Annotated in this window: 19 protein-coding genes and 1 tRNA gene; 10 read left to right on the top strand and 10 right to left on the bottom strand. The window is 74.4% G+C overall.

The genetic code is table 11. The features are described 5' to 3' along the window. Positions 1 to 6 precede the first annotated feature (6 nt). Positions 7 to 972: a methyltransferase domain-containing protein gene (locus tag ABD981_RS26025; protein WP_046907221.1), complete on the bottom strand. Its 966-nt coding sequence runs from the start codon at positions 970 to 972 to the stop codon at positions 7 to 9. 142 nt (positions 973 to 1,114) lie between these two features. Between ABD981_RS26025 and ABD981_RS26020 the strand changes: the two genes are divergently transcribed. The 5 genes from ABD981_RS26020 to ABD981_RS26000 all read left to right on the top strand — a co-directional run bounded on the left by ABD981_RS26020 (position 1,115) and on the right by ABD981_RS26000 (position 9,648). After that, complete coding sequence (locus ABD981_RS26020; protein WP_046907220.1) at positions 1,115 to 1,519, top strand: globin; 405 nt, start codon at positions 1,115 to 1,117, stop codon at positions 1,517 to 1,519. A 140-nt stretch (positions 1,520 to 1,659) separates the two neighbouring features. Then, positions 1,660 to 4,980 (top strand): ABC transporter permease, encoded by a 3,321-nt coding sequence (locus tag ABD981_RS26015; RefSeq protein WP_046907219.1) that lies wholly within the window; start codon positions 1,660 to 1,662, stop codon positions 4,978 to 4,980. 145 nt (positions 4,981 to 5,125) lie between these two features. After that, on the top strand, positions 5,126 to 7,954 hold the full coding sequence (locus tag ABD981_RS26010; protein WP_240495172.1) for an FtsX-like permease family protein: 2,829 nt from the start codon (positions 5,126 to 5,128) through the stop codon (positions 7,952 to 7,954). Continuing rightward, positions 7,951 to 8,904: an ABC transporter ATP-binding protein gene (locus ABD981_RS26005; RefSeq protein ID WP_046907218.1), complete on the top strand. Its 954-nt coding sequence runs from the start codon at positions 7,951 to 7,953 to the stop codon at positions 8,902 to 8,904. Before ABD981_RS26010 ends, ABD981_RS26005 begins: the two co-directional genes overlap by 4 nt. A 102-nt stretch (positions 8,905 to 9,006) precedes the next feature. Then, positions 9,007 to 9,648 carry a hypothetical protein gene (locus ABD981_RS26000; protein WP_131723847.1) on the top strand — a complete coding sequence of 214 codons (642 nt, stop codon included), beginning with the start codon at positions 9,007 to 9,009 and terminating at the stop codon, positions 9,646 to 9,648. Here the strand turns inward: ABD981_RS26000 and ABD981_RS25995 are convergent. The 9 genes from ABD981_RS25995 to ABD981_RS25955 form a co-directional block, all read right to left on the bottom strand. Further along, on the bottom strand, positions 9,623 to 10,015 hold the full coding sequence (locus ABD981_RS25995) for a GNAT family N-acetyltransferase (protein WP_123954384.1): 393 nt from the start codon (positions 10,013 to 10,015) through the stop codon (positions 9,623 to 9,625). The genes ABD981_RS26000 and ABD981_RS25995 overlap by 26 nt on opposite strands. An 11-nt stretch (positions 10,016 to 10,026) precedes the next feature. After that, positions 10,027 to 10,704, bottom strand: coding sequence for a DUF8010 domain-containing protein (locus tag ABD981_RS25990; RefSeq protein WP_046907215.1), 678 nt, complete (start codon positions 10,702 to 10,704; stop codon positions 10,027 to 10,029). Next, complete coding sequence (locus ABD981_RS25985) at positions 10,701 to 11,126, bottom strand: acyl-CoA thioesterase (RefSeq protein WP_046907214.1); 426 nt, start codon at positions 11,124 to 11,126, stop codon at positions 10,701 to 10,703. The genes ABD981_RS25990 and ABD981_RS25985 overlap by 4 nt, the downstream gene beginning before the upstream one ends. A 6-nt stretch (positions 11,127 to 11,132) precedes the next feature. Next, positions 11,133 to 12,797, bottom strand: coding sequence for an energy-dependent translational throttle protein EttA (gene ettA, locus ABD981_RS25980; RefSeq protein WP_123954376.1), 1,665 nt, complete (start codon positions 12,795 to 12,797; stop codon positions 11,133 to 11,135). A gap of 120 nt (positions 12,798 to 12,917) precedes the next feature. Continuing rightward, positions 12,918 to 13,304, bottom strand: coding sequence for a hypothetical protein (locus tag ABD981_RS25975; RefSeq protein ID WP_131723846.1), 387 nt, complete (start codon positions 13,302 to 13,304; stop codon positions 12,918 to 12,920). Positions 13,305 to 13,507: 203 nt separating this feature from the next. Next, positions 13,508 to 14,938 carry a Cys-Gln thioester bond-forming surface protein gene (locus tag ABD981_RS25970; RefSeq protein WP_046907212.1) on the bottom strand — a complete coding sequence of 477 codons (1,431 nt, stop codon included), beginning with the start codon at positions 14,936 to 14,938 and terminating at the stop codon, positions 13,508 to 13,510. A gap of 250 nt (positions 14,939 to 15,188) precedes the next feature. Then, on the bottom strand, positions 15,189 to 15,722 hold the full coding sequence (locus tag ABD981_RS25965) for a single-stranded DNA-binding protein (RefSeq protein WP_046907255.1): 534 nt from the start codon (positions 15,720 to 15,722) through the stop codon (positions 15,189 to 15,191). 208 nt (positions 15,723 to 15,930) lie between these two features. Next, positions 15,931 to 17,763, bottom strand: coding sequence for a GTPase (locus ABD981_RS25960; RefSeq protein ID WP_046907211.1), 1,833 nt, complete (start codon positions 17,761 to 17,763; stop codon positions 15,931 to 15,933). 78 nt (positions 17,764 to 17,841) lie between these two features. Next, positions 17,842 to 19,509 (bottom strand): dynamin family protein, encoded by a 1,668-nt coding sequence (locus tag ABD981_RS25955; protein ID WP_046907210.1) that lies wholly within the window; start codon positions 19,507 to 19,509, stop codon positions 17,842 to 17,844. A 306-nt stretch (positions 19,510 to 19,815) separates the two neighbouring features. Here ABD981_RS25955 and ABD981_RS25950 point away from each other — a divergent pair. From ABD981_RS25950 to ABD981_RS25930, 5 genes are all read left to right on the top strand, one after another. After that, positions 19,816 to 19,888 (top strand) — tRNA-Arg (locus ABD981_RS25950). 171 nt (positions 19,889 to 20,059) lie between these two features. Further along, complete coding sequence (locus ABD981_RS25945; protein ID WP_046907209.1) at positions 20,060 to 20,881, top strand: hypothetical protein; 822 nt, start codon at positions 20,060 to 20,062, stop codon at positions 20,879 to 20,881. Positions 20,882 to 21,003: 122 nt separating this feature from the next. After that, on the top strand, positions 21,004 to 21,840 hold the full coding sequence (locus ABD981_RS25940) for an FAD binding domain-containing protein (RefSeq protein WP_046907208.1): 837 nt from the start codon (positions 21,004 to 21,006) through the stop codon (positions 21,838 to 21,840). After that, positions 21,837 to 24,662 carry a molybdopterin-dependent oxidoreductase gene (locus tag ABD981_RS25935; RefSeq protein WP_046907207.1) on the top strand — a complete coding sequence of 942 codons (2,826 nt, stop codon included), beginning with the start codon at positions 21,837 to 21,839 and terminating at the stop codon, positions 24,660 to 24,662. Before ABD981_RS25940 ends, ABD981_RS25935 begins: the two co-directional genes overlap by 4 nt. A gap of 268 nt (positions 24,663 to 24,930) precedes the next feature. Further along, positions 24,931 to 25,986, top strand: a complete 1,056-nt coding sequence (locus tag ABD981_RS25930; RefSeq protein ID WP_046907206.1) for a serine hydrolase domain-containing protein — start codon at positions 24,931 to 24,933, stop codon at positions 25,984 to 25,986. Positions 25,987 to 26,033 lie beyond the last annotated feature (47 nt).

Raw genomic sequence — 26,033 nt, 5'->3', positions numbered from 1 at the left:
GTTCCCCTACAGGTCCGGCAGGGGCCAGGCGTACGGCCCCTCGGGGTCGTCCAGCCAGGCCCACTGCCGCCCGCCGCTCACCGTCACCCCGAAGCGCTCCCGCTCCGGCCGCCGTTCGCGCTGCCAGAGCGAGAGCGCTTCGCGCGTGTCGAGGCCCCCGGCCGCCAGGGACACCAGGAACCGGAAGCCCTCGTCCTCGTACACCCGCCGGGGCACCCCGGTGGTGCGCAGGCGCGGGGTGCGGGCGCTGCCGCCGCGCAGGGCGACGAAGTAGGCGGAGGTCGGCAGGAAGCGCCCCTCCGCGTGCTCGGGGTCGCGCACCCGCAGCAGCAGGAGCCCGGTGGAGAGCGGGGTGAGCACGAGGGCGTCCGGCCGGCACTGGTCGAGCCAGGAGTACGGGACGGAGGGCACCGCGCAGGTGGCCACGACCCGGTCGTAGGGGGCGTGCTCGGGGCAGCCCCGGGCTCCGTCGCCGGTGAGCACGGCGGGCCGGTGCCCGGCGGCGGCGAGGTGGGCGCGGGCCGACTCGGCGATCTCCTCGTCCAGGTCGACGGTGGTGACGTGGCGGTCGCCGAGGCGGTGGCAGAGCAGGGCCGCGTGGTAGCCGGTGCCCGCGCCGATCTCCAGGACGCCCTGGCCGTCGCGGACGTCGAGCGCTTCGAGCATCTGCGCCATGAGCGAGGGCTGGCTCGCGGAGGAGACCAGGGCGCCGTCCCGGACCCGGGTGGCGAGGGCGGTGTCCCGGTAGGCGCCGCGCAGCCAGCGGGTGCGGCGGGCGGGGTCGGGGTCGCCGGACCAGAGGCGCTCGTAGCCGCCGGCGCCGGGCACGTAGTAGTAGGGCACGAAGAGGTGGCGCGGGACCCGGCCGAAGGCGTCCCGCCAGGCGGGGTCGCGCAGGACCCCGTACGCCTCGATCTCGCGCACCAGCGCCCGTCGCGCCCGCGCCGCCTCCTCGGCGAACATCTCGGGCATGGGTCCACTGTGCTGCCCCGCGCACGGTTCCGGCCACCGGTCGGCGCGGACCGGCCCGGGGGGCGGCCGGGGGCGGCGGCGGGGGGCGGCCGGGAGTCCTAAGCCTCCGGTCCTCCGTCCGGGCATCTGAGACGATGGAACGGTGAACGAGATTCCGCGCGGCACGCTTCAGGAGCAGACCTTCTACGAGCAGGTGGGTGGCGAGGAGACCTTCCGGCGCCTGGTCCGCCGCTTCTACCAGGGGGTGGCGGAGGACCCGCTGCTGCGGCCGATGTACCCGGAGGAGGACCTGGGCCCGGCGGAGGAGCGCCTGGTGCTGTTCCTCATGCAGTACTGGGGCGGCCCGCGCACCTACAGCGACCACCGCGGCCACCCCCGGCTGCGGATGCGGCACGCCCCGTTCACGGTCGACCGGGCGGCGCACGACGCCTGGCTGCGGCACATGCGGGACGCGGTGGACGAGCTGGAGCTCGCCCCCGAGCACGAGGCGCAGCTGTGGCGGTACCTGACCTACGCGGCCGCTTCGATGGTCAACACCGCGGAGTGACACATTCCGGTGACGGCGCCCCGAATAACGGTCACGATCGTGTCAAGGTGGCACCGAAAGCGGTTTCCAGATCGATATCGCTCTGAAAGCATCCGATGAACGTTCGAAACTGAACGATCACGGTGTTTTCAGGGGGATGGGTGACGGGCTTCGTACTTCTGCGCGTCAGGGCACACCGGCTGCTTCTCGCGGCGGCCCTGCTCGCCGTCCTGCTCACCACCTCGGTGCTGGCCACCCTCGCCGCGTTCTCCGGCTCCATCGGGGACGCCGCGCTCCAGGGCACCCTCCAGGGCCGCTCGGCCCCGGCCGCCGCCCTGATCGTCACCGGCCAGGTCCCCGCCGACAAGCGGGCGAGCGCCGAGGCGGCCGTCGAGGCCGGGGCCCGCGCCACCTTCGACGGGCTCCCGGTGACCGTACGGAAGCTGGAGCGCTCCGGGCCCTACGCACTGCCCCGCTCGCTCCAGGCCCCGGCCGCCCGCGCCGGCGACCCGGACCTCACCCACTTCGCCGGCCTCGACCGCTCCCGCGTCGCCCTGGTGCGCGGCGCCTGGCCGAAGGCCACCGGACCCCGCGACGCCGTCGAGGCCGCCCTCCCCGAAGAGGCCGCCAAGCTGCTGAAGGTCGGCCCCGGCACGGTCCTCGACCTCACCGACCGGCTCGGCGGAAAGCCGCTCAAGGCCCGGATCACCGGCCTCTACCGGCCCCTCGACCTCGCCGACCTGTACTGGCAGCTCGACCCGGCCGCTGGCCGCGGGGTCAAGAGCCTCGTCTTCACCACCTACGGCCCGCTGGTCGCCGACCCCTCCGTGCTCGCCTCCGGGCGGGTCACCACCGGCGGCACCTCCTGGCTCGGCGCCGCCGACTTCACCGGGATCACCACCGACCGGATGGGCGCCCTGCACGCCGCCGCGGCCCGGGGGCCCGAGCGGATGGCCGCCGACACCGCCCCCTTCGGCACCACGGTGAGCGCCTACGCCTCGCTGCCCACCGTCCTGGAGCAGACCGACCGCGCCCTGCTGGTCTCCCGCTCCACCCTCAGCATCGTCGCCGTCCAGCTGGTGCTGCTCGCCGCGTACGCGCTGCTGCTGGTGGCCCGGCTGCTCAGCACCGAACGCTCCGGCGAGACCGAGCTGCTGCGCGCCCGCGGCGGCTCGCGGCGCCGCATCGCCGGACTCGCCGCCGTCGAGGCCCTGCTCCTCGCGGTGCCCGCCGCCATCGCCGCCCCGCTGCTCTCCGGACCGCTCACCCGGCTCTTCGCCGACCGCTCCGCGCTCGACGCGCTCGGCGTGCGGCTCGACGCCACCGCCCCGCCCGCCGTGTGGCTGGTCGCCGCCCTGGTCGCCCTCTGCTGCGCCGGCGCCGTCGTGGCGCCCGCGCTCGCGGCCGGCGACGGCGCCGCCGTCTCGCTGCGCAAGGGCCGGGCCGCCGCCCTGCCCGCGCCGGTGCGGGCCGGGGCCGACGTCGGCCTGCTGCTCATCGCGGGCGTCGCCTACTGGCAGCTGGACCGGCAGACCGGCGAGGGCTCCGGCGGCGGCGCGCTCACCGGCGACCGGGCCGGCGGCCTCGGCATCGACCCGCTGCTCGTCGCCGCGCCCGCCCTCGCCCTGCTCGCCGGCACCGTCCTGACCCTGCGGCTGCTGCCGCCCGCCGCCAAGCTGGCCGAACGGCGCGCCGCCGGCGGCCGCGGACTGCCCGCCGCCCTCGCGGGCTGGCAGCTCAGCCGCCGCCCGCTGCGCGGCGCGGGCCCGGTGCTGCTGCTGGTGCTCGCGGTGGCGATGGGCATGCTGGCGATCGGACAGAGCGCCTCCTGGGACCGCTCGCAGCGCGACCAGGCCGACTTCCGCACCGGCGCGACGATCCGGGTGCTCGGCGCGGGTCCCGGCGACCCGGCGCAGACCGAGCGGATCGCGGCCGTACCCGGCGTCCGCAAGGCGGCGTCCGTGCACCGCAGCGGCACCGACGTCGCCGGACACCTCGCCACCGTGCTCGCCGTGGACACCCGGCAGGCCGCCGACGGAATGCTCTTCCGCCCCGACCTCACCGACGGCCCCGCCGCGAAGAAGCTCGCGGCCCTCATGCCGAAGGCCGGCCCCCGGCCCGGGATCCCGCTGCCCGCGGGCGCCCGCGCGCTCCGCGTCGACCTGCGGGACACCGCGCCGCCCGGCGCGCCCGCGACACGGGTCACCGCCGTCCTGGAGGACCGCTACGGCGTCCCGTACCGGCGCCTCCTCGGCACGCTCCCCGGCGACGGACGCAGCCACCGGCTCGGCCTGCCCCTCGCCGAGCTCGGCGACCCCGAGAACTTCGGCCTGGCCGGCCTGGAGATCGGCGGGCAGTCCCTGTGGGGCGAGGGCGGCGGCGGGCACCAGCTCGTCGTCGAGCGGCTGGCCGTCGAGAAGGCCGACGGCGGCGAGCAGCCCATCGGCGGCACCTCCGTCCTGACCGGCTGGGCCGGGGAGTACGCGGCGGAGCTCGGCAACGGCGACACCACGTCCGTCCCGATGAGCGCCCGCCCCGCCGCGAACGCCCTGGCCACCGTCTACTTCCACGTCGCCACCGAGCACGAGGGCGACACCGGCGGCACCAAGGAGTACACCCTCACGCTCTCCGCGCCGCGCCCCGCGCCCCCGCGGACCGTCCCGGCGATCGTCACCGAGGCCTTCCTCGCCGCGAGCAAGGCCAAGCGGGGCGACCGGGTCGACGTCACCTTCAGCGGATCCACCCTGAGCGTGCGGATCGCCGAGGTCGTCCGCGAGCTGCCGACCACCGGACCGGGCGCCCGGGCGATCTCCGCGACCGCCCCCGCCGCCACCCCCGAGGACGCCGGCGCGATCCTGGTCGACCTGTCCACCGCGAACCGGGCGCTGTCCGTCACGCCCACCGCGAGCCTGCCGCCCACCGAGTGGTGGCTGAGCACCCTGCCCGGCCGCACCGCCGAGGTCGCCGAGACGCTGCGGGCCCGCCCCGACGCCGACCCCGCGCTGGTGCTGGTCCGGGACGAGGCCGCGGCCGACCTGCTCGGCGACCCGCTCGGCGCGGGCCCCAACTCGGCCCTGATGGCCGTGGCGGTGGCCGCGGCGGCGCTCGCCGCGGTCGGCTTCGCGGTCGGCTCGGCCGGCTCCCTGCGGGAACGGCAGGCCGAGTTCGGCCTGCTGCGGGCGCTGGGCGCGCCGCGCCGCCAGCTGGCCCGGCTGGTCGCCGCCGAACAGGGCCTGCTGGTCGGCATCGGCCTGCTCGTCGGCGTCGCCCTGGGCACCGTCCTCACCCGGGCGGTCGTCCCCCTGATCGTCCTCACCGGCCAGGCGGAACGCCCCGTGCCCGCCGTCCTGGTCCAGCTCCCCGTGGGCCACGTGGCCCTGCTCCTCGCCGGGGTGTCCGCGCTCCCGCTGGCCGTCGTCGCCGCCATCGCCCTGCGCCGCACCGACCCGGCCGTGACGCTGCGGACCCAGGGGGAGAACTGATGCCGCTGCCCAGCCCGCCGCCCCGTGTGGCCGCGATGGCCCTGCGGACCCCCCTGGCCGCGCGGACCCCACGGACCGCGGTGGCCGCGCGAGCCCCCCAGGTTCCGCCGACCCCGTCGACCCCGCGGACCGAGGGGGACCACTGATGCCCTCCACCGCCCCGACCCGCGGAAAGGCGGACGTCATGCCCCGCAAGCCCGCCCGCGCCGTGGCCCCCTGGGTCCGCACCCGGCTGCGGACCGCCCCGGGCACGGCCCTCGCCTACGGGCTGCTCGTGCTGGTGACGGCCTTCCTCGCGGCCGCGCTGCCGCGGGCCGTCGACGCGTACGAGACCGAGGGCATGTGGCACGCGGTCGACTCGGCCCCGCCGCGCCGCACCGTCGTCACCCTGACCAACAACGTGGCGGCCAGCCTCCCCCCGGAGCGGCAGGCCTCGGAGTACCGGCAGGACAAGCTGCGCGCGACCCGCGACCAGCTCACCCCCCTGCTGCCCAAGCCGCTGCGCGCCGACCTCGCGAACTCCGCGTACGGCGTGCACACCACGAAGCGGCTCCCGGCCCTCGACCCGTGGCTGCCGCAGCCCGACGGCCTGCCGCCGGAGTTCGTCCTCGACTCGCCCTCCGACCTGGCCGCCCACTCCACCCTCACGGCCGGCCGCGCGCCCGCCGCGGGGCCGGGCGGCGCCATGGAGGCGGCGGTCACCGCGAAGACCGCCGAGGCCCTGGGCCTGAAGGTCGGTTCCGTCGTCCACCTGCCCGGCACCGACGGCGGCGGGACACCGGTCACCGTCACCGGCGTCATCGAGCCGCGCGACGTCCACAGCGCCTACTGGGACATCGACCCGACCCTGCACACCCCGCTGTTCACCGCCCGGGGCATCGCCGAGGTCAAGTGGTACTGGGTGGCCAGCCTGATCGTGTCCCCCGAGAGCGCGCCCGCGCTCTCCCGCACCCTCGGCGAACCCGAGCAGTACTGGCGCTACGCCCCCTCCGTCGGCCACCTCACCGCGCGGGACGCCGACACCCTGCGCTCCTCGCTCGACTCGGCCGCCGGCGGCCCCGCCCTGGTGGAACTGCGGTCGGCCCTCGGCCCCAACGGCCAGTTCGCCACCGACCTCGACGAGGTCCTCGCCGAGTACGCCGGCATGCGGGACGCCATCGCCTCGGTCGTCGCCGTCGCCGCCGCCGGCGTCGGCGCGGTCGCGGCCGTCGTGCTCGCCATGACCGGCGGCCTGTTCACCGCCCGGCGGTACGCCGAACTCGCCCTGCTGCGCGCCCGCGGCGCCTCCCTGCCCGGCATCGGCCTGCGGCTGCTCGGCGAGACCGCCGCGGTCTGCGTCCCGGCCGCCGCGCTCGGACTGCTGCTCGCCGTCCCGCTCGTCGGCGATCCCGGCGGCGCCCGCCTGTGGCCCGCCGCCCTGGCCGCCACGGGCGCCGCCCTGATCGCCGCCCTCGTGCTGCCGGTGCGCGCGATGGTCCTGCACCGCCGCCCCGTGCTGCACGGGGGCCGCGAGGACCTGGTCTCCGCCCGGCCCTCCCGCCGCCGCACGGTCACCGAGCTCACCCTGCTGGTCCTCGCGGCGGGCGCGGTCACCGCGCTGCGCCGGCGCGGCACCGGCGCCGGCTCCGGCGACTACCTGGTCAGCAGCGCGCCCGTACTGGTCGGTCTGATCGCCGCGTTCGTGCTGATCCGGGTGTACCCGCTGCCGCTGCGCTGGGCGGCCCGCCCCGCCCGCCGGCTGCGCGGCGCGGTCGGCTACCTGTCGCTGGCCCGGGCCGGACGCTCCTCGGCGACCGGCGCGCTGCCGCTGCTCGCCCTCCTGATGGCCCTGACCACGGCCGCGTTCGGCGGCTCCGTCCTCGCCGGCGTCTCCGACGCCCGTGACCGGGCCGCGTACCTCGCGGCCGGCGCGGACGCGCAGATCACCCACGACGTGGGCTGGACCCCGCTGCCCGCCGGGCTCGCCGACACGGTCAAGGCCTTCCCCGGGGTCCGGGAGCTGTCGCCGGTGCAGATCGAGTACGGCCTGGAGCTGCCCTCCGCCCAGGGCAGCACCGACAACGGCATGGGCGCCCCGCTGGTAGGCATCGAGCCCGTCTCGTACGCCCGGCTCGCGGCCCGCAGCGGCTTCGGTCCCTTCCCCGCCGACCTGCTGAGGTCCACCGGCACCGGTGGCCCCCGCAACGTCGGCAACACCGACCGGGTGATCCCCGCGATCGCCTCGCCGCGGGTCGCCGAACGCCTCGGCGAGCGCCCCATGGAGATCACGGCCGCCGCCGGCCGCTTCCACGTCAAGGTGGTCGCCGTGCGCACGGTCACCCCCGCGCTGCCCGACCAGGACTTCCTGATCGTCAACGCCGACGACCTCGTCAACCGCGCGCCCACCGCGCTGTTCGTCACCGGCGGCCCGGACGACGCGCTCGACGGCACGGCGCTGCGGACCGCGGTCTCCGCCAAGGGCGGCAAGCTCCACGTCGTCCTGCGCGAGGAGGAGCGCGCCCGGTACGTCGACTCGCCGATGCAGACCGGAGCCGAACGGCTCTACCTGGCCGCCGTCGGCGCGGGCGCCGGCTACGCCGTCCTCGCCGTGCTGCTCTCGCTGCTCCAGGTCGCCCCCGAGCGCACCACGCTGCTGGCCAGGCTGCGCACCATGGGCCTGACCCGCGGGCAGGCCCGGCGGCTGCTCGTCCTGGAGGCGCTCCCGCAGGCGCTGCTGGCCGCCGTCGGCGGCGTCCTGGTGGGCTGGGCGACGATCCTGCTGCTCGCGCCCGGGGTCGACCTGGTCCGGCTCGCGCTGGCCGACGCCCCGGTGGAGACGCTGGCGCTCGGCGCGGCCCTGCGGGCGGACGTCTGGTCGCTCGGGCTCCCGGCGGCCGGGGTGGTGCTGCTCGCGGGCGCGGCGGCGACGGTACAGGCCTGGTGGGCCTCGCGCAGGGGCTCGATCAAGGAACTCAGGGCAGGAGACGCACGATGACCACGTCGACGGGTACGACCACCACGCTCGAAGAGCTGGAACGACGGGCGACGGCGCACCGCGACCGGCCCTCGTACGGTCATGACGCGCTGATCGCCTGCGACCGGCTGGTCCGCATCTTCACCACCGACGGGGTGGAGGTGCAGGCCCTGCAGGGCCTCGACCTGCTGGTCAAGGAGGGCGAGCTGATGGCCCTCGTCGGGGCCTCGGGCTCGGGCAAGTCGACCCTGATGAACATCCTGGCCGGCCTCGACGTGCCCACCGCGGGCGCGGCGAAGGTCGCGGGCTGCGACCTGCTCGCCATGGACGGCAAGGCCCGGCTGCGCTACCGCCGCGAGGTCGTCGGCTTCGTCTGGCAGCAGACCGCCCGCAACCTGCTCCCCTATCTGACGGCGGCCCAGAACATCGCGCTGCCGATGCAGTTGGCGGGCAGCTCCAAGAAGAAGGCGCAGCGCGCCGAGGAGCTCCTCGCCATGCTCGGCATCTCGGAGATCCGCGACCGGCGCCCGAGCCAGCTGTCCGGCGGTCAGCAGCAGCGGGTCGCCATCGCGGTCGCGCTCGCCAACCACCCGTCCGTGCTGCTCGCCGACGAGCCGACCGGTGAGCTGGACTCGGCCACCGGCGAGCAGGTCTTCGCCGCCTTCCGGCGGGCCAACGAGGAGCTGGGCACCACGATCGTGATCGTCACCCACGACCAGGCGGTCGCCACCGAGGTGCGCCGCACGGTCGCCATCCGCGACGGCCGCACCTCCTCCGAGGTGCTGCGGCGCACCGAGATCGACGCGGAGGGCCAGGAGTCGGTGGTGGCCCGCGAGTACGCGATGCTCGACCGGGCCGGGCGGCTCCAGCTGCCCGCGGAGTACACCGAGGCGCTGGGCATGGAGCACCGGGTGGCGCTGGAGCTGGAGCAGGACCACATCGGGGTGTGGCCGGACGACGCGGCCCGCTGAGGCGGCCGGGGGTCGCGGGGGTCGCGGGGGTCGCGGGGGTCGCGGGGGTCGCGGAGGAAACCGGTCCGCCCCCGCGCGCGTCCCCTTCCCCGGGGGTGACTCGTGCGAAGGAACCTGAGGTCTCTGCCGTCGCTGCCGTACCTGCGCTGCGCGGGCGCCGTGCTCGTACCCGTCGGCGCGGGTGTCCTGCTGCACCTGTGGGCGGGCTGGAGCATGCACAGCCCGGTCCGCCTGCCGGCCGTGCTCGCCCTGCTGGCCGGGCTGGGCCTGGCCGCCGTGGCGCTGTTCGCGCACAACGCCCTCTTCCGCGAGGGCGGCAGCGTCCTCGCGGTGCTGCTGATCCTGGCGGGCCTGGGGTCGGTGTGGGTGGAGGCGCGGGACTCGCGGATCCGCGCCGAGGTCGTCGAGTGCCTGGTGTCGGGCCGGGTCACGGTGACCCACCACCCGACCTTCGGCGAGGGCGCGCCCGCCGAGAAGACGCTGTACCACCACCCGCTGAGCTGCCCGGGCGGCTACCCCTCGCAGTTCGCGGCCGAGCGGAAGGTCGCGGAGGAGGGGCGGACGGTACGGATCGCCTACGACCCCGCGCACCGGATGGACCCGGTCCTGGAGAGCGAGAACACGGCCCACGGCTCGCTCGTCGTGCCGGCCGTCCTGCTGCTGTCCGGCGCGGCGCTGTCGGTCGCGGCGATCGCGGCGGAGGGGCGGGACGGGACGGTCAGGCGTCGCCGGTCAGCGCCATGAGGCCGGCCGCCGTGGGCCGGAAGCCGCACTGCTCGTAGAAGCCGGTGAGGTGCGGTTCGTAGTCGACGTGCAGCCAGTGCGCCCCGCGCTCCCGGGCGGCCTCGGCGGCGGCCCTGACCAGGGCGACCCCGAGCCCCTTGCGGCGCTCGTCGGGGTGGACGGTGGTGTCGAGCACGAAGGCGTGCGCGCCGCCGTCGCCGGCGACGTTCACGTAGCCGACGAGCCGTCCGTCCCGGCGCGCGGTGACGTGGACCAGGCGGCGGGCGAGGACCGGGCCGAAGTCGGTGTCCCGGTGGCCGGGCCAGGAGGCGCGGAAGAGCGCGTTGAGCTCGGGGCCGGGGAGTTCGGCGTCGACGGTGAGGAGCACGGACGGCTCCGTCACCGCGGCCCGCCCGGCGTGACGCTCAGGGACATCGGCACGCTGCGCAGCGCGACCGAGCCGTACGGGGTGCGCAGCCGCAGCCAGGGGCCCGCCGCGAGCAGGGCGACCGGGAGCTCCCGGTCGGGCAGGTCGGGCAGGAAGCCCAGCGACTGGGCGGCGTGGACGGCCCGCAGCGGAAGCCCGGAGGGGGCCAGGGTGCGGGACCAGATCTCGCGGCCGATGCGGTCGCGCTCGGCCCGGGTGCGCCGCTCCTCGCCGAGGGCCTCGTCGCGGGTGCGGAACTCGGCGACCGCCGCGGCCACCGCGCCCCGCAGGTCGGCGACCGACGGCACCCCGGCGACCGGCTCCCAGCCGGAGCGGGGCGGCAGGACGCCGGCCCAGGGCGGGCCGGTGACGGCGTCGGGGACGACCGCCTTGCCCGCCGACTCCTCGACGCCTTCGAGGAGTTCGCCCGCGGAGACGGTCACGTCCAGGTCGACGGCGTCGACCAGGCGTGCCGTGCGGATCGCGAGCACCTCGAAGGACGGCGGCCGCCCGAACACGGCGAGCGCGCCGGCGCCGGCCTGGAGGCGGACGGCGGCGGCGCGGTCGTAGTGCAGCAGCCGGCGCAGGAAGGCGGCGAGGCCCGCCGCCTCCCTGGCGTCGGCGAAGTGCAGGGGCGCGAGGACGGTCATGCGGCGGACGTCATCCCGTCGTCGACGTACTCCTGGAGGAACGAACGCTCCTCCTCGGTGATCCGGCGCGGGCGCTGGGACGCCAGGTCGAAGGGCACGACGACCGTGGAGGCCCGTACGTACGTGACGTCCGGGTCCTTGATCTCGTACGCGATCGTCAGCGACGCCGCGCCTATCTTCGTGACCCAGGACTCGACGGTCACCGGCTCGTGCCGGTGGACCAGCGGGCGCAGGTAGTCGATCTCGTGCCGGGCCACGACGGACCCGCCGGAGAAGGACGGGCTCCCGTTCCCCGGCGCCAGCCGGAACATGAAGTCGATCCGCGCCTCTTCCAGGTACCGCAGGAAGACGACGTTGTTGACGTGCCCGAAGGCGTCCATGTCCGACCAGCGCAGGGGGCAGGAGTAGAGGTGTCTCGCCATGGAGTCTCAGCCCCGGGTGAGCTTCTTGTAGGTGGCGCGGTGCGGACGGGTGGCGTCCGGGCCGAGCCGCTCGACCTTGTTCTTCTCGTAGGACTCGAAGTTGCCCTCGAACCAGAACCACTTGGACTCGCCCTCGTACGCCAGGATGTGCGTGGCGACTCGGTCCAGGAACCAGCGGTCGTGGGAGACGACCACCGCGGCACCCGGGAACTCCAGGAGCGCGTTCTCCAGCGAGGACAGGGTCTCGACGTCCAGGTCGTTGGTCGGCTCGTCGAGGAGCAGCAGGTTGCCGCCCTGCTTGAGGGTGAGCGCGAGGTTGAGGCGGTTGCGCTCACCGCCGGAGAGCACACCGGCCGGCTTCTGCTGGTCCGGGCCCTTGAAGCCGAACGCGGAGACGTAGGCGCGGGACGGCATCTCGACCTGGCCGACGTTGATGTAGTCCAGCTCGTCGGAGACGACGGCCCACAGCGTCTTCTTGGGGTCGATGTTGGCGCGGGACTGGTCCACGTACGAGATCTTGACGGTCTCGCCGACCTTGATCTCGCCGGAGTCCGGCGTCTCCAGGCCCTGGATCATCTTGAAGAGCGTGGTCTTGCCGGCGCCGTTCGGGCCGATGACGCCGACGATGCCGTTACGGGGCAGGGTGAAGCTGAGGTCGTCGATGAGGACCTTGTCGCCGAAGGCCTTGGAGAGGTTGGTGACCTCGACGACGATCGAGCCCAGACGCGGGCCCGGCGGGATCTGGATCTCCTCGAAGTCCAGCTTCCGCATCTTGTCGGCCTCGGCGGCCATCTCCTCGTAGCGCGCCAGACGCGCCTTGGACTTGGCCTGACGCCCCTTGGCGTTGGACCGCACCCACTCGAGCTCTTCCTTGAGGCGCTTGGCGCGCTTCTCGTCCTTCTTGCCCTCGACCTTGAGCCGCTCGGACTTCTTGGTGAGGTAGGTCGAGTAGTTGCCCTCGTACGGGATGGCGCGGCCGCGGTCGAGCTCGAGGATCCACTCGGCGACGTTGTCCAGGAAGTACCGGTCGTGGGTGATGGCCACGACGGTGCCCTTGTACTGGGCGAGGTGCTGCTCCAGCCAGTTCACGGACTCGGCGTCGAGGTGGTTGGTGGGCTCGTCGAGGAGCAGCAGGTCGGGCGCCTCGAGCAGCAGCTTGCAGAGGGCGACGCGGCGCTTCTCACCACCGGAGAGGTTGTTGACCGGCCAGTCGGCGGGCGGGCAGCCCAGCGCGTCCATGGCCTGCTCCAGCTGGGCGTCCAGGTCCCAGGCGTTGGCGTAGTCCAGCTCCTCCTGGAGCTTGCCCATCTCGTCCAGCAGCGCGTCGGAGTAGTCGGTCGCCATCTCCTCGGCGATCGCGTTGAACCGGTCGAGCTTGCCCTTGATCTCGGCGACGCCGTCCTCGACGTTCTCCAGGACCGTCTTGGACTCGTCGAGCTTCGGCTCCTGCATGAGGATGCCGACCGAGTAGCCGGGCGCGAGGAACGCGTCACCGTTGGAGGGCTGCTCCAAGCCGGCCATGATCTTCAGCACGGTGGACTTACCGGCACCGTTCGGGCCGACCACACCGATCTTCGCACCGGGCAGGAAGCTCAGCGTCACGTCATCGAGGATGACCTTGTCGCCGTGCGCCTTGCGCGTCTTGCGCATGGTGTAGATGTACTCAGCCAAGAGAAACCGTCCGGCAAGGAGTGAGTGGGCAGATACACCCCATCTTGCCTGACCGCCACCCTCAGAGGAAAACGAGTAGGCGGGAAGCCCCTGACCTGGGGCCCTCCAGGCCCCTCCCGCTCAGCAGGCGGACACGTCCCGGGACCTCGACGCCCTGCGGGACAGGTACGCGACCAGCCGGCCCGCGCAGGTGGCGACGTAGAACACGGTCAGGACGCCGAGTCCGAGGTCGATCAGATCGAAGTCGTCGCCCCTGAGGAGCGCGCCCGTCGCCGTGGTCCCCGCGACGGATCCGGCCACCACCACCAGCACCGCCGCCACGGCGTACAGCGCGCGGGCGGCCCGGGGCCGCCGCTCCTTGAGCAGCTCGCCACCGGCTCCGAGCGCGACGACGGCGGCGAAGGCGTGGTGCGGCTCGGGGCGGCCCGATCCGATCGCGTCCACGATGTTGATCAGGACGCCGATCGAACCGACCACCAGGGCGCCCTGGGTCATACGGCGGCTCATCGGCCCCCCTCGCTCTCGGATCGGTCTGCGAGGGCAGTGGAACAATTTTCTCCGTCCCAGGTCAACACGGTCGGCCGCGCCCCGGATCCCGCCCGGGTGACCGCCCGCTCACGCTCCGCCCTCCCGGGGCAGCGGACCGGCCCCGCCGCGCGGTGCGCGACGGGGCCGTCCCCTCAGATCACCCGATCGGTGACCCTGGTGCCTCAGTGACCGGCAGCCTTCTTCTTACGGAGGAAGAAGACCGCGCCGCCGCCGACCACGACGAGCGCGACGGCAACGCCGGCGATCATCGGGGTGGCGCTGGAGCCACCGGTCTCGGCGAGGTCGCCGCCACCGGTCGTGGAGCCGGTCGAGCCCGTGGTGCCACCGGTGGCCGGGGTCTCGGACGGCGAGGGGGTGCCGGACGGGGTCTCGGACGGCTTCGGGCCGGGGGTGGCCGTCTTGCAGTCGAGGACGCCCTCGATGACCTTCTCGAACTCGTTCGGGCCCGTGATGGTGAACTTGTAGGCCTCGTCCTCGGCGACCGGGACGGTGATCGTCTCGGAGGCGCCGGGGGCGATCTTGTAGGTCTGGCCCTTCAGCTCGAAGGTCCAGTCCTCGTCACCCTTGTTGGAGACGGTGATGTCCACGCCACCCTTGGCGCAGTTCTCCTTGAAGTCGACCGCAGGGACAGCGCCCTGCTTGGCCCAGGTCGCGTCGATCTGCGCGGTGACCGTGGAGTCGCTGCTGCCCGCGAGGATCAGCGTCTGGCGCCGCTTCTCGGTGGTGCTGGCGAACACACGGCCGATGGAGACCTTGGTGGTGGACTGCAGGTTCACCTTGGCGGAACCGTCACCGGTGCCGGCCGGAACATCGAGGTACAGCTCGTCACCGTTGCTGACCGAGGTGATGGCCTTGCCGGCCTTGTCGACCACCTTGACGCCCTGCGGGGCGTCGGCGGACAGGGACACCTTGGTGACACCCGCGGCCGCGTTGGTGGTGACCTTCGCGGGGCCGAGGCGGCCACCGGCCTTGCCGCCGATGGAGGTCGGCGAGACGCTGAGGGAAGCCTTGGGCTCCTCCTGGTCCGGCGCCTTCTCGGCCTCGGCGACGAGGTACTCCGTCAGCGCGTTGGCGTCGGCATCCTTGGGCGCGGTCTTCACGTTGTCCGAGAAGTGCCAGATCGCCGCCTGGGTCGCCGCCGCGGCGTCGTCGTTGGTCAGGCTCTTGGCATTGGCCTTGGAGGCCAGCGCGGCGAGGTCGTTCACCTCGGGGTACGAGTGCTGCAGGATCCAGCGGATCTTGCCGGCGTTCTTGTTGTTGTGGAGCGTCGACTCGTCCCAGCCGACCTCCTTGTACGACGTACCCACCTTGGTCCCGGTGAACAGGTCGATGCAGTAGGCCTTGAGCGAGCCGCCACCCTTGACCTCGAGGTTGAAGAGACCACCGCGGACGGTGTCGGTCTCCCCCCTGACCTCGATGGCGATGTCGCCGCCTTCGACAACGGACGTGCTCAGCGTCGCCGCCGCACCGCCCGTGCTGATCTCGTCGGCCATCGCCGGACCGGCGATGGCTATGGTCCCGGCCGCGACGAGGCCGGAGACCAGAGTCGCGGCGGCAAGGCGGGCAACGCCGCGCCTCCGTGCAGAAAACATGGAATTTCCCCTCCGGGCAGGCTGCTCCGCGTCATCGATCGATACGCGTGGGGGGAGCACCTGCCAGCAGACTCACACTGACCCATTGGAAGCAAGTGCCTCATGAGTACTCGGGAATCCTAGGTAAGCGGAACCCCCCGGTGTCCAGTCGTGCCATCTGATAACCATTCCGACTCGAAATCGTTATCAGGGACCTGAGTTGGCCATGAAACCGCTGGTCACGGTATCGACATATCCCCACAACGCAAGGTCAGGACGCGGTTACTAGATCGACCGATACCCCCTCAATCACAGCCACTTGGACTGGACCAACGGCCGGATCGACGGTATCGACCGCCGGGTCGACGGCCGGTTCCGGGGTCTGCCAGAGGTCGGCCGGGGGCGGTTTCGGAATCCCCGCGTCCAGGGCGGAGGCTTCGGGATTCTGGCGGACCGTCCGGCGGAAGGCGGCCGTGCCGCGGGTCAGGTCGTGGCCCACCGCCACCGCGTCGACGTCCACGAAGGTCTTGCGGCGCCCGTCGTGTTCCTCCTCGCGGACCTTCAGGCGACCGTGCACCACCAGCGGTTCGCCCACCGAGACCGAGGCCGCCACATTCATCCCCAGTGAACGCCAGGCCGATACCGAGTAAAAACTGGTGGGACCGTCCGTCCAGAGCGCCCTTTCACGGTCCCAGCGACGGGCCGTCACCGCGAAGCGGAATCTGGCCACCCCTCCCGTCAGCGTCTCCCGGTACTCCACATTGGTCGCCACGTTGCCGACCAGCGTCACCGTCGTCTCGTTCATGTCCCCGCCCCTCACCCTTCGTTCCGTCGGACCGCTCCGGCCACGGAATCCATGCTGGCCCCGGCGGAGGAAATCCGCCGAAGCCTGTGGACAACGGGAGAGTTGGGGAAAACGCCGTCACCCGCGCGAGGGGCCGTCAGGAACCGGCAGGGGCGGGCGCGAGGGGACGGCGCACGTCATCGCGGCGCCGCCTCACCGCGTCCTCGCCTCACCGCGTCCTCGCCGCGCCCGTCCTCCTCGTCGGGCCGAGCCGCGTCCCCCCGATCCGCGTCCCGCCGATCCGGCTCGCCACCCGCGTCGCGCCCGACGCCGTCACGTACTGCTCGCGCACCTCCCGATAGCGCATCAGCTCCGCCGCGATCGGGTCGAGCACCCGCGCCCTGCCGCACGCGGCCGCCGCCTCGCGCAGGCGTCGTTCGGCCTCCTGGCCGTAGCGCCGGGCAGGGCCCCGTACCGCCGCTGCGCAGGCCCACTCCACCAGCGGACCGCCGACGATCCCGACGATCATGATCAGCACCGGCGGCCACAGCAGGGGCTCCACGACGCCGACGATCTGGGCCACCAGCCACAGCGCGCCGAAGATCTGCAGACAGGTCATCACCACCTGCGCGAAGACCGCCGCCGGCCACCACGCGGGACGCGGCGGACGGGCCGCCGGATCGCCCATGGACACGGTCAGTTCGTCCAGCGCCTCCGGCAGTCCGTCGGCGCCCCGCAGCGCCGCCTCCCGCACCGCGTGCGCCCACGGCCCGGGCAGTCCGCGCGCGGCCTCGTCGGAGACGGTCCGCACCGCCTGCTCGACCCGCTGCCGCGCCGTCAGCTCGTCCTCGACCGGGTTCTCCAGCCGCGGGTCCGTACTGCCGTGCGCGCGGACCCGCTCGTACCAGCGGTACAGCCGCAGCCACGGCGTGCCGCAGGCGCGGATGGCGCCGCGCCGCCAGACGCGTTCGGCGGCCTCGCCCGCGGCCTGGGCGCCGACCGCGAGCGCGAGCCGGTCGGCGAACTCCTCCCGGGCCCGCTCCCCCAGACCGGGCCGCCCGTCCGCCACGTACACCGGGCGCAGCCGGGCCGCGGCGGCGTCCACGTCGGCGGACAGGCGCCGCTCGGGCGCGGTGCGGTCCAGCACGAACCGGCCGAGCAGCTCGCGCAGTTCCGGCACCCCGTCCCCGGTCAGCGCGGACAGGGCGAGGACCGTCGCGCCGGGCTCGCCGTGCTCGCCGAGGGCCATGCCGTCCTCGTCGAGCAGCCGGCGCAGGTCGTCGAGGACGAGGTCGGCGGCCTCGGTGCCGAGCCGGTCGGTCTGGTTGAGGACGACGAAAGTGATCTCGGCGTGACCGGCGAGCGGCCGCAGGTACCGCTCGTGCAGGGCGGCGTCCGCGTACTTCTCGGGGTCCACCACCCAGATCACCGCGTCCACCAGGCCGAGCAGCCGGTCCACCTGGTCGCGGTGCGCGGTGACGGCCGAGTCGTGGTCGGGCAGGTCGATGAGGACGAGCCCCTGCAGATCGGCGTCGCCCGCCCCGCCCGCGAGCGGCCTGCGCCGCAACCGCCCGGGGATGCCGAGCCGGTCGAGGAGTCCCGCGGCGCCCTCGGACCAGCTGAGGGCGATCGGCGCGGAGGTGGTGGGGCGGCGCAGTCCGGTGTCGGAGACGGGCACGCCGGCCAGGGCGTTGAAGAGGGTCGACTTGCCGCTGCCGGTCGCCCCGGCGATGGCGACGACGGTGTGCCGCGCGGAGAGCCGCTGCCGCGCCGCGGCCTCGTCGAGCACCCGGCCGGCCTCGGCGAGGGCGTCGTTCTCGACCCGGGTGCGGGAGAGGCCGACGAGCTCGTGGAGCGCGTCCAGGCGGGTGCGCAGTGACCCGCCGTAGACCCCGCCGAGCGGCGGCAGCCCGTCGGCTTCCTCGTCCTCGTCGCGCGCCGCGCCGGCGTCCTCCGCGCCCGCGGGCGCGGCCCGTTCGGCGGCCCGGCGCGCGATCAGCCCGTCGTCCCAGCGCTCGCGCCCGGAACCGGCGGCGCGCCCCCGCTCCCCCTCCCCGCCCACGGCCGGCTCCCCGGCCCCGCCCGCAGCGCCGCTTCCTCCCTCACGGCTCCGTGCGTCACTCCCTGCGTCACTCACTGCTCACTTCTCCTTCTGCAGTACGGAGAGCGCGGCGATCAGCTCGGCCTGCGGCTCGGGGGTCACGTCGAGGGCGTCGAGGGGCGCGAGACGCCGGTCGCGTTCGGTGTTCAGGGCGCGGTCGAGGTACGTACGGAGGAGTTCGCCGCCCTTGTCGCGGAGGAGCAGGGCGCCCTGGGCGCCGAGCAGTTCGGCGAGGCGGTCGCCCGCGGCGCGGGTGCGGCGCCCGCCGAGGAGGACGGCGGCGAGGAGGGCGGTGAGGGTCTCGCTGTCGGGCGCCGCGGCGGTGGCCCCGCGCCCACGGCCGGACGCCCGGCCGGAGCCCCGGCCCGATCCCCGCGAGGCGGCCGGGCGTTCCATCCCCCGTACCTCCTCCTCGACCGTCTCCTCCAGGACGCGCCGCCACCGCCGTACGGTCACGCCGATCCGCTCGCCCGCGTCCTTGCCGGGACCGGTCCGGTCGGCGGGGGCGAGCGCGCCGGCCGCGGGTTCGCGGTGCCAGGCGTCGCGCACCCGCTCGTCGGCCGCGGCGACGGCGCACTGGACGAGGGCGGCGAGGGATTCGACGAGGGCGTCGAGGAGCTCCTCGGCCGTGCTGTCGCGGGGGTAGCCGCGCCAGCGGGTACGGGCGTCGCCGGCCAGGACGGCGCCGCGGCGCACCTGTTCGCGGACCCGCCGCCCCTGTTCGCCGTACGCGCCCTCGACGGCGCCGCCGAGCCGTACGGCCGCCGCGTACTGGGCGGCGACGGCGCCGGCGAGCTCGGGCATGCGGGTGTCGAGCGAGTCGATGACGCCGGCGGCGGTGCGGCCGACGGCCTGCTGACGGGCGGCCGGGTCCTGGGCGCAGTGGGCGAGCCAGCCGCGCAGCGGGGCGACGGCGGTGTCGGGCAGCAGCCCGCTGCCGCCGCCCGCGGACTCGGGCAGCTCCGGGATGGTGAACCGGGGCAGGTCGCCGAGTCCGGCCTTGTCGAGCAGGGCCTCGTACTGGCGGGAGACCTCGCCGATGACCTGGTGGGGGACGCGGTCGAGGACGGTGACGAGGGTGGCGTCGTACTCCTTGGCGGTACGGAGCAGGTGCCAGGGGACGGCGTCGGCGTACCGGGAGGCGGTGGTGACCATCACCCAGATGTCGGCGGCGCAGATCAACTCGGCGGCGAGGAGCCGGTTCTCGACGACGAGGGAGTCGATGTCGGGGGCGTCGAGGAGGGCGAGGCCGCGGGGCAGGGTGGCGGCGGTCTCGACGCGCAGGGAGTTCTCCTCCTCGGGCTCCTCGGCCGGGTGCCCGTGCTCGTCGTCCTGCTGGGGCAGCCAGACGCGGGTGAGCTGGGGCAGCACGCGCATGCCGGCGAACCAGTGGTGGTCCTCGGGGTGGCAGACCAGGACGGGCGTGCGGGTGGTCGGCCGCAGCACGCCGGCCTCGCTGACCCGGCGGCCCACCAGCGAGTTGACGAGGGTGGACTTGCCGGCCCCGGTGGAGCCGCCGACGACGGCGAGCAGCGGGGCGTCGGGATCTCTGAGACGGGGCACCAGATAGTCGTCGAGCTGGGCGAGCAGCTCGGCCCGGGTCTGGCGGGCCCGGGGGGCGCCCGGGAGGGGGAGGGGGAGGCGCACGGCGGCGACTCGGTCGCGCAGGGCGGAGAGTGCGTCGATCAGCTGAGGCCGTTCGTCCAAGGTCACCACATGTGAAGAATGACCAATTTTGGAGGCTTTTTGAAGCATATAGAGGCCCTACGCGCCGACCGAACGGATGTAGCCGGAAGACCCCAGGCATAACGAGTGCACAACACCCGGCCCGAGTGGCGCGAAAAGCGCTGCACGAATCGCACCTGCCTGCGATTATCGGACCGCTTCACCGAACCTCCACATCGTGGCACGCAGGTGAAGCAAGCGGGCCAGGGGGATCGGAGCCCTATCCTTGTCCCGACAGGCCACACCCGCCCCACCCGCGGACCCCGGCCCACCACCGGGCCGCCGTCGGCCCCCGTAGCTCAGCGGATAGAGCAGGTGCCTTCTAAGCACTTGGCCGCAGGTTCGAGTCCTGCCGGGGGCGCATCGTTCAAGACCCTCCTTCGGGAGGGTCTTCTTGCTGCTCCAGGCCCCTTTCGGCCAAGTCCGGCCGAAGCCGGGAGGGTGAATCACCCGGGCGGGTGCGGGCCCGGGCCGGGCCGCGCGGCCATGCTGGGGGCCCGTCCGCCTGCGGGTCGCCACGAGGAGAACCGACATGGGCCGCTTCCGAACCGTCGCACTGGCCGCCACGACGATGCTCACCGCCGCACTGCCCGCCGCGGCCGTGCCCGCCTGGGCGGAGGGCGCGCCGGCGCCCGCCGCCCGCACCATCGGCCAGCACCCGGGCCACCCCGCGATCATGTACCCCGGCCGGCAGGTGACGGTGGCGGCGTTCTGCCCGGCGGGGACGAAGGCCACCGGGGGCGGCGCGACCGCCGAGAGCGACCCGCAGAGCGCCGTCTTCATCAAGGAGTCGGGCCCGGTCGGCGAGACCAGCTGGCGGGTGCGGGCCTACAACGCCTCCGACGAGGTGCAGACCCTGCACCCGCGGGTGATCTGCTCGTCGGAACCCGCCCTGGAGTACCACGAGGGACCGTCCAGCCCGCTGCGGCCCGGCGAGTCGGACAACCCCAGCGAGGTGGGCTGCGGCACCGAGCAGTTCGTCGCGGGCGGCGGGTTCCAGGCGGGCGACATGACGTACGCGAGCCAGTCGGTCTACGACAACATCAGGCGGTGGACCGCGCGGGCGAAGAACACGGGCTCCGGCCCTTCGTTCGTACGGGCGCTCGTCGTCTGCTCCGACGTCGAACCCAGCCTCCGGAGCGAGCGGATGGAGCTGCGGCCGGGTGCGGTGGGCACGGTCCACGTGGAGTGCCCGAGCGGGCAGGTGCCGACCGGCGGCGGCGTGGACGGCAGCCTGGACACCCTCCTCAACTCCTCGGGACCGACGCCCACCGGCTGGACGGTCCGCGTCACGAACACGGCCGCCGTCCCGCTCGGCGTCGCCTACGCCTCGGTGGTGTGCACCACCCCCTGACCGGCGCGGGGGAGGCGCACGGCCCTCCCTGGTCGATCCTCCAGGGCCGGCCCCTCCCCCGCCCCCTTATTCCGGGCCCCGCACCAGTCGTTCCGCCCCCGTCGCCGGGCTTCACTGGCGCCATGGACCTGAACACGGTGACGGACGTGCGCGATGCCCGGCTGCGCGAGCCCTGGCGGCCGGGGGACGCCTGGCTCGGCGGGGGCACGTACCTCTTCTCCGAGCCGCAGCCGCACCTGCGGCGGCTGATCGACCTCGGCGCAATGGGCTGGGAACCGCTCACCCGCCCTCCGGACGGGTCGCTGGAGATCGCCGCGACCTGCACGATCGCCCGGCTCTCGCGGTACGCGCGGCGGGGCCTGGACGCCGTGGCGGCGCCGCTGTTCGAGCAGTGCTGCCGGGCCTTCCTCGCCTCGTTCAAGATCTGGAACATGGCCACGGTCGGCGGGAACCTGTGCAACGGGCTGCCCGCCGGCCCGATGATCTCGCTCACCGCCGCCCTCGACGGCACCTGCCTCCTCCGGGCCCAGGACGGCTCGCTGCGGGAGGTGAAGGTCGTCGACTTCGTCACCGGCGCCGGGCGCAAGGACCTCGCCGAGGGCGAGCTGCTGCGCTCGGTCACCCTGCCCGCCCGGGCGCTGGAGTGCCGTACGGCGTTCCGGCAGGCCTCGCTGTACGGGCTCGGCCGGTCGGGCGCGCTGGTCATCGGCGCCCTCGACCCGGTGGACGGCTCGCTCGCGGTGACCATCAGCGCGGCGACCGTACGCCCGTTCCGGCTCTGGTTCCCGCTGCCGCCCTCCCGCGCGCAGCTGCGTGCGGCGATCGAGGCGGCCGTCGGGGACGAGGACTGGTTCGACGACATCCACGGACTCCCCGAGTGGCGGCGGCACATGGGCTTCCGCCTCGCCGAGGAGGTCCGCCGCGACCTCACCACCGGCCTTCAGGAGCGTGCCCGATGAGCTTCCGCGTCCGGGTCAACGACCGGCCCTTCGAGGACGAGCCCCGCGCCGGGCAGTGCCTGCGCACGTATCTGCGCGAGCGCGGCTGGTTCGGGGTGAAGAAGGGCTGCGACGCCGGCGACTGCGGCGCCTGCACCGTCCACGTCGACGGGGAGCCCGTGCACAGCTGCGTCTACCCGGCGGTGCGGGCGGCGGGGCGCGCGGTCACCACCGTCGAGGGGCTGGCCACCCCCGACGGCGGACTCCACCCCGTACAGGAGCGGTTCCTCGCGGCGCAGGGCTTCCAGTGCGGGTTCTGCACGGCCGGGTTCCTGATGACCGCCGCGGCCCTGGAGGCCGAGCGGGGCACCGAGCACGACGACGGCAAGCTGGACGACCTGCCCCGCGCCTTCAAGGGCAACATCTGCCGCTGCACCGGCTACCGGGCCGTCGAGGACGCCGTCCGCGGCGTCGCGCACACCGAACGCCCCCGCGCGGGGCAGGCGGTGGGCCGCAACGTCGGCGCCCCGGCCGGACCGCAGGTGGTCACCGGCACCGCCCGCTACACCTTCGACGTGCAGGTCCCCGGCCTGCTCCACATGAAGCTGCTGCGCTCCCCGCACCCGCACGCCCGGATCCTCGCGATCGACACCGAAGCCGCCCTGCGGGTCCCCGGCGTGGTCGCCGTCCTCACCCACGAGGACGCGCCGGACACGCTCTACTCCAGCGCCCGGCACGAGCACCCGACCGAGGACCCCGACGACACCCGGGTCCTCGACGACGTCGTCCGCCACGTGGGGCAGCGGGTGGCCGCCGTCGTCGCCGACAGCGAGCGGGCCGCCGAGGAGGGCTGCCGTCGGATCGAGGTGACCTACGAGGAACTGCCGTACGTCACCGACCCCGAGGCCGCGATGCGCCCCGGCGCGCCCGTGATCCACGCGGGCAAGGGGCCCGAGGTGCGGATCGCCCGGGTGGAGAACAACGTGGCGGGCGAGGTGCACGGGGAGATCGGCGACGTCGAGGCCGGCTTCGCCGAGGCCGACGTCGTCTACGAGGAGACCTTCCGCACCCAGCGCGTCCAGCACGCGAGCCTCGAGACCCACGGCTGCGTCGCGTACTTCGAGCCCCGGGAGGACGGCGAGGGGGAACGGCTGACCGTGCGCTCCTCCACCCAGACGCCCTTCCTCACCCGGCGCGCGCTCTGCGCGCTGTACGGCCTGCGCGAGGACGAGGTGCGGGTGGTCGCGGGCCGGGTCGGCGGCGGCTTCGGCGGCAAGCAGGAGATGCTCACCGAGGACGTCGTCACCCTCGCCGCGCTCAGACTGCGGCGCCCGGTGAAGCTGGAGTACACCCGCGCCGAGCAGTTCTACGGGGCCACCACCCGTCACCCGTTCACCATCGGCATCAAGGTCGGCGCCCGCGCGGACGGCACCCTCACCGCCGTGCAGATGCGGGTGGTGGCGAACACGGGCGCGTACGGCAACCACGGCCCGGCCGTGATGTTCCACAGCGTCGGCGAGTCCTTCGCCGTCTACCGCGCCCCGCACAAGAAGGTCGACGCCTACTCCGTCTACACCAACGCCGTCCCGGCCGGCGCCTTCCGCGGCTACGGCCTGGGCCAGGTGACCTTCGCCGTCGAGTCCGCCATGGACGAGCTGGCCCGCCGCCTGGACATGGACCCGCTGGCGCTGCGCGAGAAGAACGTCATCGGGCCCGGCGAGCCCATGCACAGCCCGATCGGCGAGGAGGAGGACCTGCACATCGCCTCCTACGGGCTCGACCAGTGCCTCGCGGTCGTGCGGAAGGCGCTCGCCGAGGACCGCAGCGCCGAGGAAGCCCCCGAGGGCTGGCTGGTCGGCCAGGGCAGCGCGATGGCGATGATCGCCACCGGCCCGCCCGGCGGTCACCACGCCGACGCCCGGGTGTCGCTCCTGGCGGACGGCACGTACGACATCGCCGTCGGCACCGCCGAGTTCGGCAACGGCACCACCACCGTCCACCAGCAGATCACCGCCGGGGCGCTGCGCACCACCGAGGACCGGATCGGCGTCCGTCAGTCCGACACCGACGTCGTACGGCACGACACCGGCGCCTTCGGCTCCGCCGGCACCGTCGTCGCGGGCAAGGCGGTCCTGCTGGCCGCGTCCTCGCTCGCGGAGCGGCTGCGCAGCCTCGCCGCCCGCCACACCGGCGTCGCCCGGCACCTGTGCGTGCTCGGCGCCGAGAGCGTCGACTGCGCCGGGCGGGCCGTCCCCCTCAAGGAGCTGTACGAGGCGGCGCACGCGCTCGGCGCGGCGGAGGAGCTCGCGGCCGACGGGCACTGGGGCGGCTCGCCGCGCTCGGTGGCCTTCAACGCGCAGTGGTTCCGCATCGCCGTCGACCCCGGCTCGGGCGAGATGCGGATCCTGCGCAGCGTCCACGCCGCCGACGCCGGAAAGGTCATGAACCCCATGCAGTGCCGCGGCCAGGTCGAGGGCGGGGTGGCCCAGGCGCTCGGCGCGACGCTCTTCGAGAACGTCCGGATCGACGAGCGCGGCGAGGTGACGACGACGGCCTTCCGGCGCTACCGGCTGCCGCAGTACGCGGACGTGCCCCGGACCGAGGTGCACTTCACCGAGACCACCGACTCCATCGGCCCGCTCGGTGCCAAGTCCATGAGCGAGAGCCCCTTCAACCCGGTCCCGCCCGCCTTCGCCAACGCCCTGCGCGACGCGACCGGCATCCGCTTCACGGAGGCGCCGTTCACCCGCGACCGGGTCTGGCTGGCGCTGGACCAGTTGGCGCATCGGCCTGGAGGTACCCAGCTGGTCGTCCCTCCGACCGCTGCGGCGCCCGGTACGTGAGCACGGTGACCGGGATCCGGGTCGGCACCCTGCCGGTGCGGGGGCTCTCGGGGGCGTGACGGCGGCCGGGCGCAGCGGCGGGCGGGTGCGGAGGACGGGCCGAGCGGGCGGGCCGGGGGTGCGTCGGGGGGTGCCGGGGCGTGGATGACGGGGGGGGATGCCTGGGGATGCCGGGGGGATGCCGGGGCGCGCGTCCGTGATCGTCGGCAACACGGACGGGATTCACCGGCCGGACGGGTCCCCTCCGGGGTAGACACCTCGTGTGAACATGACGTCCGGGACTCCCCGTATCGAGCGGCTCCTCCAGGACGGGGTGCGTTCCCTCGCCTTCCCCGGGGCCGTCTGGGCCGTCGGCGACGCCGGCGGGACGGCGGCGGGCGGGGCCGTCGGGCTGCTCGATCCCACGCGGCGCGACGAGCCCACGCGTCCCGACACCCTCTTCGACCTCGCCAGCCTCACGAAGGTGATCGCCGTGTGGCCGGTCGTGGGCACGCTGGTCGAGGCGGGCAAGCTCCAGCTGCACACGCCGCTGGGCACGTTCTGGCCGGAGGTCGCCGGGCATCCGCTGGCCGCGGTCACCCCGCACCAGCTCCTCACCCACACGGCGGGGCTGCCGCTGCGGGCCAACCTGCGCCATCTGTACGGGACGGACCCCCAGGACGTACGGGACGGGGTGCTGCGCGAGGAGCTGCGGCGGCGGCCCGGCGAGGCCGTCGAGTACACCGACCGGGCGGCGCTGGTGCTGGGCTACCTCGCCGAGCACCTCACCGGCCGGCCGCTGCGGGAGCTGGCCGCCGACCGGATCTGGGGCCCGCTCGGCATGACGGAGACGCGGTACGGGCCGCTGCCGGCGGCCGTGGCCGCGCGCTGCGCGCCGACGGAGTACGACGACCTGAGCGGCGCCCATCTGAAGGGCACCGTGCACGACTTCTCCAGCAGGCTGCTCGGGGGCGCGTGCGGGATAGCGGGCACCTTCTCCACCGCGCGGGACCTGGGGCGCTTCCTCTCCCATGTGCTGGCGGCGGGCGGCGGGCGGTCCGGGCCGTCGGGGCCGTTCGGGCCGAGCTGGGTCGCGGAGTCCCTCCGCATCCGGACCGGCGAACTCGTGCCGCCCCGGGGCCTGTTCTGGCACCTGGCGCCCGGCACGGGGGTGCGGGAGGACGTCTGGACGCACTACGGATTCACCGGCACCGGCATGTGGGTCAGCCCCACGCGGGGCCGCTGGGCGGTGCTGCTCACCAACAAGCTCTACTTCACGCGGGAGACGGGTCCCGTGACGGCGGTGCGGGACGCGTTCCGGGCGGCGGTCTTCCCGGCCACGTGACCGGAGGGCGGCGGCGTCGTTGCACGCCGTAAAACGATCACGTAGGC

Source organism: Streptomyces showdoensis (genome assembly GCF_039535475.1).
Taxonomy (GTDB): Bacteria; Actinomycetota; Actinomycetes; order Streptomycetales; family Streptomycetaceae; genus Streptomyces; species Streptomyces showdoensis.
This window is presented reverse-complemented; position numbering and strand designations above follow the sequence as displayed.